Annotated in this window: 14 protein-coding genes; 11 read left to right on the plus strand and 3 right to left on the minus strand. The window is 46.7% G+C overall.

Annotated elements, in window-relative coordinates:
• Position 1 precedes the first annotated feature (1 nt).
• Positions 2 to 973 carry a glycosyltransferase family 2 protein gene (locus tag AC07VD_RS07585; RefSeq protein WP_015715747.1) on the plus strand — a complete coding sequence of 324 codons (972 nt, stop codon included), beginning with the start codon at positions 2 to 4 and terminating at the stop codon, positions 971 to 973.
• A gap of 517 nt (positions 974 to 1,490) precedes the next feature.
• Here the strand turns inward: AC07VD_RS07585 and htrA are convergent.
• Positions 1,491 to 2,849 (minus strand): serine protease HtrA, encoded by a 1,359-nt coding sequence (gene htrA / locus AC07VD_RS07590; RefSeq protein ID WP_124059938.1) that lies wholly within the window; start codon positions 2,847 to 2,849, stop codon positions 1,491 to 1,493.
• 168 nt (positions 2,850 to 3,017) lie between these two features.
• On the opposite strand from htrA, the gene proG reads away from it, so the two are divergent.
• From proG to AC07VD_RS07640, 10 genes are all read left to right on the plus strand, one after another.
• Complete coding sequence (proG, locus tag AC07VD_RS07595) at positions 3,018 to 3,836, plus strand: pyrroline-5-carboxylate reductase ProG (RefSeq protein WP_124059771.1); 819 nt, start codon at positions 3,018 to 3,020, stop codon at positions 3,834 to 3,836.
• A 128-nt stretch (positions 3,837 to 3,964) separates the two neighbouring features.
• The gene (gene dppA / locus AC07VD_RS07600) at positions 3,965 to 4,789 is read left to right on the plus strand and encodes a D-aminopeptidase DppA (protein ID WP_029317684.1); all 825 of its coding nucleotides are present in this window, start codon (positions 3,965 to 3,967) and stop codon (positions 4,787 to 4,789) included.
• A gap of 16 nt (positions 4,790 to 4,805) precedes the next feature.
• Entirely contained in the window at positions 4,806 to 5,732 is a 927-nt protein-coding gene (gene dppB / locus AC07VD_RS07605) for a dipeptide ABC transporter permease DppB (protein WP_003245446.1), read from the plus strand.
• A gap of 5 nt (positions 5,733 to 5,737) precedes the next feature.
• Positions 5,738 to 6,700 carry a dipeptide ABC transporter permease DppC gene (gene dppC / locus AC07VD_RS07610; protein ID WP_014476568.1) on the plus strand — a complete coding sequence of 321 codons (963 nt, stop codon included), beginning with the start codon at positions 5,738 to 5,740 and terminating at the stop codon, positions 6,698 to 6,700.
• A gap of 4 nt (positions 6,701 to 6,704) precedes the next feature.
• Positions 6,705 to 7,712: a dipeptide ABC transporter ATP-binding subunit DppD gene (dppD, locus tag AC07VD_RS07615; RefSeq protein ID WP_038829055.1), complete on the plus strand. Its 1,008-nt coding sequence runs from the start codon at positions 6,705 to 6,707 to the stop codon at positions 7,710 to 7,712.
• A gap of 2 nt (positions 7,713 to 7,714) precedes the next feature.
• On the plus strand, positions 7,715 to 9,364 hold the full coding sequence (gene dppE, locus AC07VD_RS07620; protein WP_124059939.1) for a dipeptide ABC transporter substrate-binding protein DppE: 1,650 nt from the start codon (positions 7,715 to 7,717) through the stop codon (positions 9,362 to 9,364).
• A gap of 87 nt (positions 9,365 to 9,451) precedes the next feature.
• Positions 9,452 to 10,411: a S66 peptidase family protein gene (locus AC07VD_RS07625; RefSeq protein ID WP_069322536.1), complete on the plus strand. Its 960-nt coding sequence runs from the start codon at positions 9,452 to 9,454 to the stop codon at positions 10,409 to 10,411.
• Positions 10,408 to 11,508 (plus strand): L-Ala-D/L-Glu epimerase, encoded by a 1,101-nt coding sequence (ykfB, locus tag AC07VD_RS07630; RefSeq protein WP_305090502.1) that lies wholly within the window; start codon positions 10,408 to 10,410, stop codon positions 11,506 to 11,508. Before AC07VD_RS07625 ends, ykfB begins: the two co-directional genes overlap by 4 nt.
• Positions 11,505 to 12,395 (plus strand): gamma-D-glutamyl-L-lysine dipeptidyl-peptidase, encoded by an 891-nt coding sequence (gene eepC, locus AC07VD_RS07635; RefSeq protein WP_326237657.1) that lies wholly within the window; start codon positions 11,505 to 11,507, stop codon positions 12,393 to 12,395. Before ykfB ends, eepC begins: the two co-directional genes overlap by 4 nt.
• Before the next feature lie 12 nt (positions 12,396 to 12,407).
• Entirely contained in the window at positions 12,408 to 13,397 is a 990-nt protein-coding gene (locus AC07VD_RS07640) for an ABC transporter ATP-binding protein (protein ID WP_033884972.1), read from the plus strand.
• 42 nt (positions 13,398 to 13,439) lie between these two features.
• On the opposite strand, the gene pgl is transcribed toward AC07VD_RS07640, so the two are convergent.
• Together pgl and AC07VD_RS07650 are read right to left on the minus strand one after the other, a co-directional pair.
• A complete protein-coding gene (gene pgl, locus AC07VD_RS07645) occupies positions 13,440 to 14,489 on the minus strand; it encodes a 6-phosphogluconolactonase (RefSeq protein ID WP_494721676.1) in 1,050 nt (349 codons plus the stop codon).
• A gap of 89 nt (positions 14,490 to 14,578) precedes the next feature.
• A complete protein-coding gene (locus AC07VD_RS07650; RefSeq protein WP_160831824.1) occupies positions 14,579 to 15,439 on the minus strand; it encodes a dimethylarginine dimethylaminohydrolase family protein in 861 nt (286 codons plus the stop codon).
• Positions 15,440 to 15,443: the final 4 nt, after the last annotated feature.

Here is a 15,443-nt window from a genome sequence, read left to right on the forward strand (position 1 = left end):
CATGAGCAGACATATTCAATATTCAATTGTTGTACCTGTGTATAATGAAGAGCTTGTCATTCATGAAACCTATCAGCGCTTAAAAGAGGTCATGGATCAAACGAAGGAAAACTACGAGCTGCTTTTTGTAAACGATGGCAGCAAAGACCGCAGTATTGAGATTTTAAGAGAGCACAGCCTGATCGACCCGAGAGTGAAAATTATTGATTTTTCAAGGAATTTTGGACACCAGATCGCCATTACGGCGGGTATGGATTATGCACAGGGGAATGCAATCGTCGTCATTGACGCCGATTTGCAGGACCCTCCTGAACTGATTTTAGATATGATTGAAAAGTGGAAGGAAGGCTATGAGGTCGTGTACGCCGTGCGGACTAAACGAAAAGGGGAAACCTTTTTCAAAAAACAAACCGCGGCTATGTTTTACCGGCTTCTCAGCGGTATGACAGATATTGATATCCCGATTGATACGGGGGATTTTCGTCTCATGGACAGAAAAGTCTGTGATGAAATGAAGAGATTAAAAGAAAAAAATCCATTTGTCAGAGGGCTAGTCAGCTGGGTGGGCTTTAAACAGACAGCGGTCGAGTATGTACGTGATGAAAGGCTTGCCGGAGAAACAAAGTACCCGCTCAAGAAAATGCTGAAGCTGTCAATGGACGGCATCACGACATTTTCACATAAACCGCTGAAGCTGGCAAGCTATGCGGGGATTTTAATGTCAGGTGCTGGATTTCTGTATATGTTTATCGTGCTGTATCTGAAGCTATTCACAGACAGCACGATTACCGGCTGGTCATCACTTATTGTGATCCAGCTCCTGTTCAGCGGCATTGTCCTTCTGATTTTGGGCGTGATCGGCGAATATATCGGCAGAATCTACGATGAAGCCAAAGACAGGCCGCTTTACATCGTCCAAAAATCGTATGGAATTGAAAATAAAAGACTCTATAGAGACCAGCATATGTCATAACCTCAAACCCCCTGTCCGTTACGGACAGGGGGTTTTTATGTTCTGAGCACGATCTAAAGCAAAAGATGCTGATAGATATATGGAAATTGGGTAAAGAAGAGATTGTGAGCTTGTACTGCGGTTCAGTCATGCTGAAATAAAAACAGCAAAACTTAAAGATTTCGTCCTCGGCTTTGCTGCATGTCAGCTGTTATATTGGGGGGCTTTTAAGAAACGCATGATTAGAGCCGTACCAGTTATATTTAATAGAATACTGGTACCCAATACAATTCCCCACGTCAACGTCGATTCAGAGAGAAGAAAGCTCAGCAAAAGAAAAGCCAATCCTGCGCAGATCATACTCAGTCCCACGGTTTACATGTTCATGCCTCCTAGCAAACGATGTTTCTAGCATCTGATGTGAATGATGTCAATCTGTATGATATACGGATATCTCGTCAGAAAGTTTCATAGAACAATTAGGTCTTTTATCTAATAAAAAGCCTCAGACCGCTTTTACGGCCTGAGGCGTTATGTCTTACGAAGTTTTCTCTTCTTTTTGATCCAGTTTAATTTTTTTCGTCATTTCTTTGCCGTTTCGGAGAATTTTCACTTCAACGGTATCACCGATCTTTGCGTCTTTATATAAGATATTGCGCAATTCACTGCCTGTATCAATTTCTTTACCTTTTAGGCCGATGATAATATCCTCCGCTTTTAATCCGGCCTTTTCCGCAGGAGAGCCTGAAGCGACCTCACGGATGTAAACACCTTTATTCAGCTGGCTGCCGAACAGGCCGAGTGTGCCTTCTTGGTAATTTTGCGGCACTTGTTCTAGATCAAGCATGCTGACACCGATATATGGACGTTCAATTTGTCCTTTAGACAGCAATTCTTCAGCAATCGGTTTTACGTCATTGCTTGGAATGGCGAATCCGATACCCTCAACATCATCCTCACTGATTTTCATACTGTTAATGCCGACAATTTTGCCGTCTGCATTTAACAAAGGACCGCCGCTGTTACCTGGATTAATTGCTGCGTCTGTCTGAATGACGTTAATGCTCGTTTCGCCGGCTGATGTAGACATTGAAACCGTTCTGTCCACGCCGCTTACAATTCCTTGTGTTACTGTGCGGGACAGATCTTTTCCAAGCGGATCCCCAATCGCAATAACGGTCTCGCCTGTTCTGAGATCAGATGAATCACCGAAGTTTGCCACTTTTGTGACGTGGTCATCACTGATTTGGAGGACGGCTAAATCAGTTAACGAGTCACTGCCTACCAGCTTTGCAGTAACCTCAGTGCCGTCATATAAAGATACCTTCAGTGATGATGCCCCTTCTACGACGTGGTTATTTGTAATGATATAAGCCTTGCCATTCTCTTTTTTGAAAATGACACCTGACCCTGAACCGCTTTCTGTATCTTCGCTGGAATCAGAAGAACTAGAGCCGAACAAAGAGCTGTTTGATTGTGCCTGAAGATTTGTAATACCGACAATCGCTGGTGAAAGGTCTTCTACCATATCTGAGATTTTAGAAGAGTCCTCGCTCTTGAATGCAGATGAGCTGCTTGAGCTTGATGAGCTTTTTTTAGATTCAGAGGAGGTGCTTGTTGCTGTAACAGATTGCGTTTGCTGCTGGCTGGATGATTGTTTTGCAGTGTCCTGAGAATCATGGTCGCCAAGCGGTGTAAACGTGTAAATGCCAAGGGCGAGACTGCCGCCGATCACTCCGCCAAGCAACGGTCTGAACCATCCGAATCCTCGTTTTTTCTTCTCCTGATCATGAATGACATTGCGGGCCGAGTAGGAGGCGCTCTGATCGTTCTCTTTCGTTAAAAAGACCTCATTCTCATTACCTTTCGTTCTGTTTTCATCACGATAGTTATCCATCATGTTCACTCCGTTTCTCTATTTTCACATGTCTATTTATATTGATAGGTTTATGACTTGAGTTTATCATAAACAAAAACTGTGGGATAAAAATGAAAAGATTATGGGAAATTGTGAAAAAGTGCGGAAAACGGTACACTTCATATTGTATATGAAAGGACTGAGTAGATGGAACAGATTGGATTGATTGGATATGGCAGCATGGCGGATATGATCGCCAGACAGCTGTTGAAACATGAACAAATAAAAGAGAATGAGCTATTTATTGAGACGAGAACGAAGGGGGAGCGGCTGCGGGCACTCATGTCAGATTATCCAAACGTATCGGCTGATCCGTTGGAGAATTGGGCAAATACGTGCCAATTGATTTTGATATGCGTCCCGCCACTCCATGTCATCGAAACAATGCGCCGTCTGCACCCGTATGTGAACAGAAATACTCACATCGTATCCATAGCTGCCGGTGTGCCGCTGCGTCTTTTGGAGGCAGAAACAGAAGCGGGTATCTCACGTGTTATTCCTGCCATTACGTCCGAAGCAGAAGCTGGCATTTCACTTGTCGTTCACAGTGAAGCACTGGCTGCGGAGAAGAAAGAGCATCTGAATGAATTGTTATCGGTTTTCAGCCGTGTTCGAGAAATCAAAGAATCGAATGTTGATGCGGCCAGCAATTTAACGAGCTCGGCACCGGGATTCATAGCTGCAATCTTTGAAGAGCTGGCACTGTCTGCCGTCAGAAACAGCAGCCTGTCCAAAGAAGAAGCCTTTGATTTTCTGATTCATTCGCTATACGGAACTGGCAAGGTGCTGATCGAAAAAAATATGTCTTTCGAGGAGACGCTGGAACGTGTTGCAACCAAAGGCGGAATAACGGGAGAGGGAGCTGAGGTGATACACGCCTCTGTGCCGGACGTTTTTGATGAGGTGTTTGAAAGAACCCTGAAAAAATATGAACTGCTTACAGAACAGGTTGGTAAACAGACATGAATCCTTGAAAGAGGATTCTTTTTTTATCACTGAATGATTGAGATTTTTCCCAGTTATATTGCATTTTTCCTCTTTTTTTAATATAATTTGTTAGAATATTCATAATTTAGTAAAAAAGGAGGAGCGTTATGAAATTGTACATGTCAGTAGATATGGAAGGTATTTCGGGTCTTCCGGACGATACCTTTGTGGATTCCGGCAAGCGGAATTATGAACGCGGACGGCTTATCATGACTGAAGAAGCAAACTACTGTATTGCTGAAGCGTTTAACAGCGGGTGTACCGAGGTGCTGGTCAATGACAGTCATTCGAAGATGAATAATCTGATGGTTGAAAAGCTTCACCCTGAAGCAGACTTGATTTCTGGTGACGTCAAACCATTTTCAATGGTGGAGGGACTGGATGATACGTTTACAGGCGCTTTGTTTCTCGGTTATCATGCGAGAGCCTCGACTCCTGGTGTCATGTCACACAGCATGATTTTCGGCGTCCGTCATTTTTACATAAACGATCGGCCTGTCGGTGAGCTTGGATTAAATGCATACGTTGCCGGTTATTATGGTGTCCCGGTATTAATGGTAGCCGGGGATGACCGGGCGGCAAAGGAAGCGGAAGAGCTTATCCCGAACGTGACGACAGCCGCAGTCAAACAAACCATTTCAAGATCCGCAGTAAAGTGCTTGTCGCCTGCGAAAGCCGGACGGCTGTTGACAGAAAAAACTGCGTTTGCCCTGCAAAACAAGGACAAAGTCAAGCCGCTCACACCGCCTGACAGGCCGGTTCTGAGCATTGAATTCGCCAATTATGGCCAAGCAGAATGGGCGAATCTGATGCCGGGAACGGAAATCAAGACGGGAACTACAACCGTTCAATTTCAGGCGAAGGACATGCTTGAAGCCTATCAGGCGATGCTTGTCATGACTGAGCTTGCGATGCGGACATCATTCTGCTAAAGGGGTGTTTTAGGCTTTGGCGCGATACATGATAAAGCGTTTTTGGGCAATGGCAGCTACGATTTTGGTGATTACCACCCTGACTTTTGTTCTCATGAAGGTCATTCCCGGATCTCCTTTTAACGAGGAGAGAGGCACAAATGAAGCCGTTCAAAAAAATCTCGAAGCCTACTATCACTTAGACGATCCTCTCATTTTCCAATACATTTTCTACTTAAAATCCATCATTACATTCGATTTCGGACCTTCAATTAAAAAACCGTCGGACAGTGTAAATGATATGCTGGAACGCGGATTTCCCGTTTCCTTTGAGCTTGGGATGACAGCGATTGTCATTGCTGTGATTTCTGGGCTGGTGCTGGGCGTAATTGCTGCACTCCGCCGCAATGGCTTTTTGGACTACGCCGCGATGAGTCTTGCAGTACTCGGCATCTCCATCCCGAATTTTATTCTGGCAACATTGCTCATTCAGCAATTTGCTGTCAATCTCAAACTATTTCCCGCTGCGACATGGACGAGCCCGATTCATATGGTGCTTCCGACCGCAGCGCTTGCTGTAGGGCCAATGGCGATCATTGCCAGGCTGACACGGTCGAGCATGGTCGAAGTTCTGACACAGGATTATATCCGCACAGCAAAAGCAAAAGGGCTTTCTCCGTTCAAAATTATCGTAAAACACGCACTCAGAAATGCACTCATGCCCGTCATTACCGTCCTGGGCACACTCGTCGCCAGCATCTTAACAGGAAGCTTTGTCATTGAAAAAATCTTTGCCATTCCGGGAATGGGAAAATATTTTGTTGAAAGCATTAATCAGCGGGACTACCCCGTGATTATGGGAACGACCGTTTTTTACAGCGTCATTCTGATTATCATGCTGTTTTTGGTCGATTTGGCCTACGGTCTCTTAGACCCGCGCATTAAACTGCATAAGAAAGGGTGAAGCGTGTGAATCTCCCTGTACAAACGGATGAACGCCAGCCAGAACAGCACAATCAGGTGCCTGATGAGTGGTTTGTCTCGAATCAGGAAAAAAATCGGGAAGCCGATTCGGTCAAGCGGCCGAGTTTGTCATACACGCAGGATGCCTGGAGGAGGCTGAAAAAAAATAAATTAGCGATGGCCGGACTCTTTATTCTTTTATTTCTTTTTGTCATGGCAGTTATCGGGCCCTTTTTATCGCCCCATAGTGTCGTACGCCAATCGCTGACAGAACAAAATCTTCCGCCCTCAGCCGATCATTGGTTCGGCACCGATGAACTCGGCCGGGATGTGTTTACCCGAACATGGTATGGCGCGAGAATCTCGTTGTTTGTCGGCGTGATGGCAGCACTGATTGATTTTTTGATCGGTGTCATTTACGGAGGCGTTGCCGGCTATAAAGGCGGCAGGATTGACAGCATTATGATGCGGATTATCGAAGTGCTGTACGGGCTGCCGTACCTGCTTGTTGTCATTTTGCTGATGGTGCTCATGGGGCCGGGACTGGGCACTATTATTGTGGCGCTTACTGTGACCGGGTGGGTCGGCATGGCGAGAATTGTAAGAGGCCAGGTGCTTCAGATTAAAAATTATGAATATGTACTCGCCTCGAAAACCTTTGGCGCGAAAACCTTTCGCATCATCCGGAAGAATTTGCTGCCGAATACTATGGGAGCGATCATCGTACAAATGACATTAACCGTACCTGCCGCCATATTCGCAGAATCATTTTTAAGCTTTCTCGGCCTCGGCATACAGGCTCCGTTTGCAAGTTGGGGCGTGATGGCGAATGACGGCCTGCCTACGATTTTATCTGGGCATTGGTGGCGCCTGTTTTTTCCGGCCTTTTTCATATCTCTGACGATGTACGCGTTTAATGTGCTGGGGGACGGATTGCAGGATGCGCTTGACCCTAAGCTGAGGAGGTAGCTGTATGGAAAAAGTTCTGTCAGTCCAAAATCTGCACGTGTCTTTTACGACTTACGGCGGGACGGTTCAGGCGGTCAGAGGGGTGAGCTTTGATTTGTATAAAGGAGAAACCTTTGCGATCGTCGGCGAATCCGGCTGCGGCAAAAGCGTTACCTCCCAAAGCATCATGGGCCTGCTTCCGCCTTATTCGGCGAAGGTGACAGACGGCAGCATTCTATTTAAAAACAAAGACCTTTGCCGTCTCTCTGACAAAGAAATGAGAGGTATAAGGGGAGCCGACATTTCTATGATTTTTCAAGACCCGATGACGGCGTTAAACCCTACGCTGACTGTCGGCGACCAGTTGGGGGAAGCGCTATTGCGCCACAAAAAAATGAGCAAAAAAGCGGCACGGAAAGAGGTGCTTTCCATGCTGTCATTGGTTGGTATTCCAGATCCCGAAGAGCGCCTAAAGCAATATCCCCACCAATTCAGCGGCGGTATGAGACAGCGGATTGTCATTGCGATGGCGCTGATTTGCGAGCCTGATATCTTAATTGCGGATGAACCGACCACCGCCCTGGATGTAACCATTCAGGCACAGATTTTAGAGCTGTTTAAAGAGATTCAGAGAAAAACGAATGTGTCTGTCATTCTGATTACGCACGATTTAGGGGTTGTTGCCCAGGTAGCTGACAGAGTCGCAGTCATGTATGCCGGGAAAATGGCGGAAATCGGCACAAGAAAAGATATTTTTTATCAGCCGCAGCACCCATATACAAAAGGCCTGCTGGGCTCTGTCCCGCGGCTGGATTTAGATGGCGCTGAGCTGACCCCGATTGACGGAACGCCGCCGGATTTATTTTCGCCTCCGCCGGGCTGCCCGTTTGCCGCTCGCTGTCCGAACAGGATGGTTGTGTGTGACAGGGTGTACCCGGGCCAGACGATCAGATCTGACTCGCACACCGTCAACTGCTGGCTGCAGGATCAACGAGCAGAGCATGCGGTGCTGTCAGGAGATGCGAAGGATTGAACATGAAAAGGGGGAAGAGGATGAAACGAGTGAAAAAGCTATGGGGCATGGGTCTTGCATTAGGACTTTCGTTTGCGCTGATGGGGTGCACAGCAAATGAACAGGCCGGAAAAGAAGGCAGTCATGATAAGGCAAAAACCAGCGGAGAAAAGGTGCTGTATGTAAATAATGAAAATGAACCGACTTCATTCGATCCGCCGATCGGCTTTAATAATGTGTCATGGCAGCCGTTAAATAACATCATGGAGGGGCTGACGCGTCTTGGCAAAGATCATGAGCCCGAGCCGGCAATGGCGGAGAAATGGTCTGTTTCGAAAGATAATAAAACTTACACATTTACGATTCGGGAAAATGCGAAATGGACAAACGGAGATCCTGTAACAGCCGGAGACTTCGAATACGCGTGGAAGCGGATGCTTGATCCGAAAAAAGGCGCTTCATCGGCATTCCTAGGTTATTTTATTGAAGGCGGCGAAGCATATAACAGCGGGAAAGGGAAAAAAGACGATGTGAAGGTGACGGCAAAGGATGATCGAACCCTTGAAGTTACATTGGAAGCACCGCAAAAATATTTTCTGAGCGTTGTGTCCAATCCTGCGTATTTTCCGGTAAATGAAAAGGTCGATAAAGACAACCCAAAGTGGTTTGCTGAGGCGGATACATTTGTCGGAAACGGCCCGTTTAAGTTAACGGAATGGAAGCATGATGACAGCATCACAATGGAGAAAAGCGACACGTATTGGGATAAAGATACAGTGAAGCTTGATAAGGTGAAATGGGCGATGGTCAGTGACAGAAATACAGATTACCAGATGTTTCAATCAGGGGAACTTGATACCGCTTATGTCCCTGCTGAGCTGAGTGATCAGCTGCTTGATCAGGATAACGTCAATATTGTTGACCAGGCGGGTCTCTATTTCTATCGATTTAATGTCAACATGGAGCCGTTCCAAAATGAAAACATCAGAAAAGCCTTTGCGATGGCTGTGGATCAAGAGGAAATTGTAAAGTACGTCACGAAAAATAATGAAAAACCGGCGCACGCCTTTGTATCGCCTGGGTTTACGCAGCCTGACGGCAAAGATTTCCGTGAAGCAGGCGGAGACCTGATCAAGCCTAACGAAAGCAAAGCGAAGCAGCTGCTCGAAAAGGGCATGAAGGAAGAAAACTATAATAAGCTTCCTGCGATCACGCTTACTTACAGCACAAAGCCGGAGCATAAAAAGATTGCCGAAGCTATTCAGCAAAAATTGAAAAATAGCCTTGGAGTCGATGTGAAGCTGGCCAATATGGAATGGAACGTATTTTTAGAGGATCAAAAAGCGCTGAAATTCCAATTCTCTCAAAGCTCATTTTTGCCTGATTATGCAGACCCTATCAGTTTTCTGGAAGCCTTTCAAACGGGAAATTCGATGAACCGCACAGGCTGGGCCAATAAAGAATACGATCAGCTGATCAAACAGGCGAAAAATGAAGCCGATGAAAAAACACGGTTCTCTCTTATGCATCAAGCTGAAGAGCTGCTCATCAATGAAGCGCCGGTCATTCCGGTTTATTTTTATAATCAGGTTCACCTGCAAAATGAACAAGTAAAAGGAATTGTCCGTCACCCTGTCGGCTATATCGATTTAAAATGGGCAGATAAAAACTGATGGCGGTGATTGAGGAAATACTGCTTCTTTATGCGAAGGAGCGGTATTTTTTCTCTTTCTTGCACGTATACGTAGGGTGCAGAGCAAATGAAAGGAGTGTTTTCGTTGAATTACAAGCCGAAAGCGCTGAAAAAGGGTGATACAGTCGGAGTGATCGCGCCCGCAAGTCCGCCGGATCCAAAAAAGCTTGACACCGCGCTTTTATTTTTAGAAGAGCTCGGTCTTCAGGTGAAGTTGGGCAAGGCGCTGAAAAACCAGCACGGCTATTTAGCGGGACAGGATGATGAGCGGCTGGCGGATCTCCATGAGATGTTCAGAGACGATGAGGTAAAAGCAGTGTTGTGCGCATGCGGGGGTTTTGGCACAGGACGTATCGCCGCGGGCATTGATTTCAGCTTGATCCGCAAACACCCTAAAATCTTTTGGGGATACAGCGATATTACGTTTTTACATACTGCCATTCATCAAAACACAGGTCTTGTCACTTTCCATGGCCCGATGCTCAGCACGGATATTGGCCTTGACGACGTTCACCCGCTGACAAAAGCGTCATATAAGCAGCTCTTCCAAGAGACGGAATTCACCTATACAGAAGAGCTTTCTCCGCTGACCGAGCTTGTTCCTGGAAAAGCGGAAGGCGAGCTTGTCGGGGGAAATCTGTCTTTGCTGACGTCTACACTGGGCACGCCATTTGAAATTGATACGAGAGGAAAGCTTCTGTTTATTGAAGATATTGACGAGGAGCCTTATCAAATCGACCGAATGCTGAATCAGTTGAAAATGGCGGGGAAGCTGACGGACGCGGCCGGAATTCTAGTTTGTGATTTTCACAATTGTGTCCCGGTGAAGCGAGAGAAGTCTCTCTCGCTTGAGCAGGTGCTGGAAGACTATATTATATCTGCGGGCAGGCCCGCTCTGAGAGGATTTAAAATCGGCCACTGCTCGCCAAGTATTGCCGTTCCGATCGGTGCGAAAGCTGCTATGAATACAGCAGAAAAAACAGTCGTAATAGAGGCGGGCGTTTCAGAAGGGGCGCTGAAGACATGAAAATCATTCGAATCGAAACAAGCCGAATCGCCGTTCCGCTGACAAAGCCGTTTAAAACCGCGCTTCGCACTGTGTATACGGCTGAATCAGTCATAGTAAGGATTACTTATGACAGCGGTGCAGTCGGATGGGGAGAAGCACCCCCGACGTTAGTGATTACAGGAGACAGCATGGATAGCATTGAAAGTGCCATTCACAATGTTTTGAAACCGGCATTGCTTGGAAAAAGCCTGGCGGGCTGTGAGGCCGTTCTGCACGACATCCAGCATCTTCTTACAGGAAATATGAGCGCGAAGGCTGCTGTAGAAATGGCGCTATACGACGGCTGGGCGCAGATGTGCGGGCTGCCGCTTTATCAAATGCTTGGCGGATATCGAGATACGCTGGAAACAGATTATACCGTCAGTGTCAACTCACCTGAAGAGATGGCAGCTGATGCCGAGAATTATCTCAAACAAGGCTTTCAAACGCTGAAAATAAAGGTCGGAAAAGATGATATTGCAACAGATATCGCCCGTATCCAGGAAATCAGAAAACGTGTCGGATCAGCTGTGAAACTGCGTTTAGACGCTAATCAGGGGTGGAGGCCGAAGGAAGCGGTAACTGCCATTCGGAAAATGGAGGATGCGGGTCTAGGCATTGAGCTTGTCGAGCAGCCTGTCCATAAAGATGATCTCGCTGGGCTTAAAAAGGTGACAGATGCAACAGATACGCCGATTATGGCTGATGAAAGTGTTTTTACACCGCGCCAGGCGTTCGAAGTTCTGCAAACCCGGAGCGCAGACTTGATCAATATTAAATTGATGAAAGCGGGCGGCATTAGCGGAGCAGAGAAAATTAATGCCATGGCGGAGGCCTGCGGGGTGGAGTGTATGGTCGGCAGCATGATCGAAACGAAGCTGGGCATTACGGCCGCGGCGCATTTTGCGGCAAGCAAGAGAAACATCACACGCTTTGATTTTGACGCGCCGCTGATGCTGAAAACAGATGTATTCAAAGGCGGCATAACATATCGCGGCAGCACGATTTCGATGCCTGGCAAACCGGGCCTCGGAATCACCGGGGCTGCGCTTTTGAAAGGGGAAAAAGAGCAATGATGCACACTGTCATATCAGCAGTGGCCAACATCTGGACAGCGCCTAATTCACCTCGTCTGTCTGATCAATTCATGCTTCAACCGACTGTAATGATCAGAGACTGGCTGGAGCGCATGACGTATGATGAACGGCTTGGATTATGTACAGACAATGTAATCCAAACTCAGGTTCTCTTTGGCGAAAAGGTACTTGTGACGGCGGAACAGGGGGAATGGGTTTCTGTGATCGTGCCTAGCCAGCCATCCCGAAAGGATCCGCGCGGATACCCGGGCTGGATGAAAAAGTACCAGCTGGAAAAAACAAAGCCCATCCATACACAACACGATGTGATGATCAGCAAACCTGCTGCCTTTTTGTACAGAAGCAATGGGGAAAAGGAGATCGAATTAAGCTTTTTGACAGTTCTGCCCCTTATTGCAAAAGAAAACGGATATTTTAAGGTTTCGACCGTTTTTGGGGAAAGGTTTGTGAAGCAAAGTGATGCAGTGCCTGTCAGCCAACAGAAAGGGACTGCTGAAGACATCATTCAAACGGGTGCGTTTTTTCTTGGCCTTCCCTACCTGTGGGGAGGGATCAGCGGGTTTGGGTTTGATTGCTCCGGATTTATGTACAGTATATTTAAGGCGAATGGATACAGCATCCCCCGTGATGCGGGAGATCAGGCTAAGGCGGGGAAGGGTGTCCCGCTTGATGATATGAAGGCTGGTGACCTGCTGTTTTTTGCTTATGAGGAAGGAAAAGGAGCGATTCATCACGTCGGTCTGTATGTAGGCGGCGGGAAAATGCTGCATTCTCCAAAGACAGGGAAATCAATCGAAATCCTCACATTAAAAGAGACAATCTATGAAAAAGAATTATGTGCGGTGCGCCGCTGTTTTTCAGAATAAGGAGGGAGACAAATGACGCCACTGCCTTTGTTAGAGGTCAGCCAGCTGAAAATGCATTTTGACGCAGGGAAAAAGCGGACAGTCAAAGCCGTCGACGGGGTCACCTTTCAGATTCGTGAAGGAGAAACGTTCGGGCTAGTCGGGGAATCAGGGTGCGGGAAATCAACCTTGGGGAGAGTGCTGATGCGCCTTTATCAGCCGACAGAAGGAAGTGTGATATACAGAGGCACAAATCTTCATGCACTGAGTGAAAAAGAGCAGTTTGCCTTCAACCGCAAACTGCAGATGATTTTTCAGGACCCTTATGCTTCACTTAACCCGCGCATGACCGTTCGAGAAATTATTTTGGAGCCGATGGAGATTCATAATCTCTACAATACCCATAAAGCACGGCTTCTCGTCGTGGACGAGCTGCTTGAGGCAGTTGGGCTTCACCCCGATTTTGGCAGCCGTTATCCGCATGAATTTAGCGGCGGGCAAAGGCAGAGAATCGGGATTGCGAGAGCACTGTCGCTGAATCCTGAATTTATCGTGGCGGACGAACCGATTTCTGCACTTGATGTCTCTGTTCAAGCGCAGGTGGTCAACCTGCTGAAGCGGCTTCAAAAAGAGAAAGGGCTAACGTTTTTATTCATTGCCCATGATCTTTCGATGGTGAAGCATATCAGTGACAGGATCGGTGTCATGTACTTAGGGCACATGATGGAAATTACAGAGAGCGGCACCTTGTATCGTGAACCGCTCCATCCCTATACAAAGGCGCTTTTGTCCTCGATTCCGATTCCAGATCCTGAATTGGAGGACAAGCGTGAGCGTATTCTCTTAAAAGGAGAGCTGCCGAGCCCGGTCAATCCGCCAAGCGGCTGCGTGTTTCGGACCCGCTGTCCGGAGGCGATGCCTGAATGTGGAGAATCTCGTCCCCAGCTTCAAGAAATCGAACCCGGCCGTTTTGTCGCTTGCCATTTGTATCGAAATGCTGAAACGAAGGAAAAAGTGAGATAAATAAAAAGAGTGGCTCCTTTTTACTAGAGCCACTCTATTTGTTTATATTTGATGTAAAAACTTTACACAAACCGGGTAAGGGACAGAAACCGTTGATGGGAGGAGTGTCAATCGGCCGGTTTCTTTGTCTCTTTCAAACAAGACAAGGTTGCCTGTTTCTTCATTTGAAGCAACGAGGAACCCTTCCGTTGGGTCAAATACAAAGTCACGAGGCCAGTTTCCTTCTGTCGACACTCTTTCTACGAAAGCCAGCTCTCCTGAATATTGATTCACTTCAAATACGGCGATACTGTCATGGCCGCGGTTTGCGACATAAACAAAACGTCCGTCCTGCGTGACATGAATTGCGCTTCCCTGGCTGTTATCTGTAAAATCATCAGGTATGGCAGAAACAACTTGGATTTCTCTAAATTCGCCGGCTGTCGGGTTGTATTCAAGCGCAATCACTTCATTGCTTAATTCTGTCATGACATAAGCGTATTTTTCTTTCGGATGAAAAGCGATATGGCGAGGTCCTGCACCGGGAGCGAAGGAGTGGCTTCCAGATTCAGTCAATACGCCGTCTTTCAGCTTATAGGTGTACAACTTATCTATACCTAAATCAACCGCTACCACATAATTGTGTTCAGGTGTGAACCCCGCGTAGTGTGTATGCGGTTTTTCTTGTCTTTCGTGCGGCCCTTTTCCTGTGTGAGCGGCCTCTGAAACAGGTGATTGCAAACTGCCGTCTTCCTGAACCGGAAAAACGTGTACCTTCCCGCTGTGATAATTGGCAGTCAGTACGAATTGATTTTGATCATCAACGCTTACGTGGCATGGCGAAGGGCCATCAATTAACTGATGATTCAGAAATGTCAATTCGCCGCTGTTTTTATCGATTTGATAGGCAGCAACTCCGCCTTGGCCGTCTGCTTTTTCGATGGAGTAAAGGATGGTGTTGTTTTTATTCGGCGCCACATATGTCGGGTTGCCCAGCTTAGCGGCCAGCTTTGGCTCGCTCAGTGCTTTTTTCTCAGTATCAAGCTCAAATGAATAAATTCCTTCGCTTCCGCCTTTTGTATATGTTCCCACATATCCTATGTATTTTGTCATGCGATTTCCCCCTTAAAAATGATGTCACCTCTATATTAACGTATCTTGCTAAAATAAGCTGTTCAAAACATGAAAAAGGGGAAGATTCTTCAATCGCCTCGAATCAGCGGCATTGTGCAGCACCTGAAGGAGCCGCCCGATTTAATAATTTCTGACAGGTCAATTTCGATAATGTGATAGCCTCTTTTCGATAGCTGTTGATTGACATGGCGGTTGCCAGGGAGACTGATGATCGTTTTTTTTCCGATTGAAAGGACGTTGGTGCCAAGCGTAAATTGTTCGTCCTCGGGCACCTCAATAAGATCATAACGTTTTGCCAGCATATCGGCTGCCTTTGGCTCAATGGCTTGTGGATAAATTAACGCTTCGCTTTCAGATACAATGTTAAATACGCAGTCCAAATGCAAAAATTTTTCATGCAGCTTCACTGGAACGATCGTGTTTTCAGGAAGTGCCTCTTCCAGCTGGCCGATAGCTGAAATGTCGGTGCGCTGGCTGATTCCAACATAGACAATGTCATCATCGATAATGACGTCTCCGCCTTCAATACTCGTATCAAGCATGCGGGTGTAAGAGATACCTTGGCTGTGAAAAAAATCTTTTATAACGGCTTCTTCTCCTTGGCGAATCGGTTCAGTCATGCTCGATAGGAACGCTTTTTCTCCGATGACAAACCCTATATCCCTAGTGAAAACCTGTTCTGGGAGTCCGTCGCGAACGGGCAAAAGGACGACCTCAACGTTGTGTGACCTAAGTGCCTCCACTAAACGGCTGTGCTGGTCGTTGGCGGTTTTTACATGAATATTGTCATCTTCAAAATGTTTTTGTGTTTCGTTTATAACATCTTTTATGGTCATGTGCTCAGGTTTGCATAAGATCACTTTCTGAAGTGTGCCGTATTCCGTTCGGCATACTGTTTTGTGCTGAGATTTCGGGATGGATACGTCCATTTGT

The sequence above is a fragment of the Bacillus sp. GW821-FHT01G09 genome, from assembly GCF_059422205.1.

Bases quoted from the DNA above. Each gene is read 5' to 3' on its own strand.
- pgl (WP_494721676.1), bottom strand. From the start codon at position 14,489: ATGACAAAATACATAGGATATGTGGGAACATATACAAAAGGCGGAAGC.
- ykfB (WP_305090502.1), top strand. From the start codon at position 10,408: ATGAAAATCATTCGAATCGAAACAAGCCGAATCGCCGTTCCGCTGACA.
- htrA (WP_124059938.1), bottom strand. From the start codon at position 2,849: ATGGATAACTATCGTGATGAAAACAGAACGAAAGGTAATGAGAATGAG.
- AC07VD_RS07640 (WP_033884972.1), top strand. From the start codon at position 12,408: ATGACGCCACTGCCTTTGTTAGAGGTCAGCCAGCTGAAAATGCATTTT.
- AC07VD_RS07625 (WP_069322536.1), top strand. From the start codon at position 9,452: ATGAAAGGAGTGTTTTCGTTGAATTACAAGCCGAAAGCGCTGAAAAAG.
- AC07VD_RS07585 (WP_015715747.1), top strand. From the start codon at position 2: ATGAGCAGACATATTCAATATTCAATTGTTGTACCTGTGTATAATGAA.
- dppE (WP_124059939.1), top strand. From the start codon at position 7,715: ATGAAAAGGGGGAAGAGGATGAAACGAGTGAAAAAGCTATGGGGCATG.
- proG (WP_124059771.1), top strand. From the start codon at position 3,018: ATGGAACAGATTGGATTGATTGGATATGGCAGCATGGCGGATATGATC.
- dppD (WP_038829055.1), top strand. From the start codon at position 6,705: ATGGAAAAAGTTCTGTCAGTCCAAAATCTGCACGTGTCTTTTACGACT.
- AC07VD_RS07650 (WP_160831824.1), bottom strand. From the start codon at position 15,439: ATGGACGTATCCATCCCGAAATCTCAGCACAAAACAGTATGCCGAACG.
- eepC (WP_326237657.1), top strand. From the start codon at position 11,505: ATGATGCACACTGTCATATCAGCAGTGGCCAACATCTGGACAGCGCCT.
- dppA (WP_029317684.1), top strand. From the start codon at position 3,965: ATGAAATTGTACATGTCAGTAGATATGGAAGGTATTTCGGGTCTTCCG.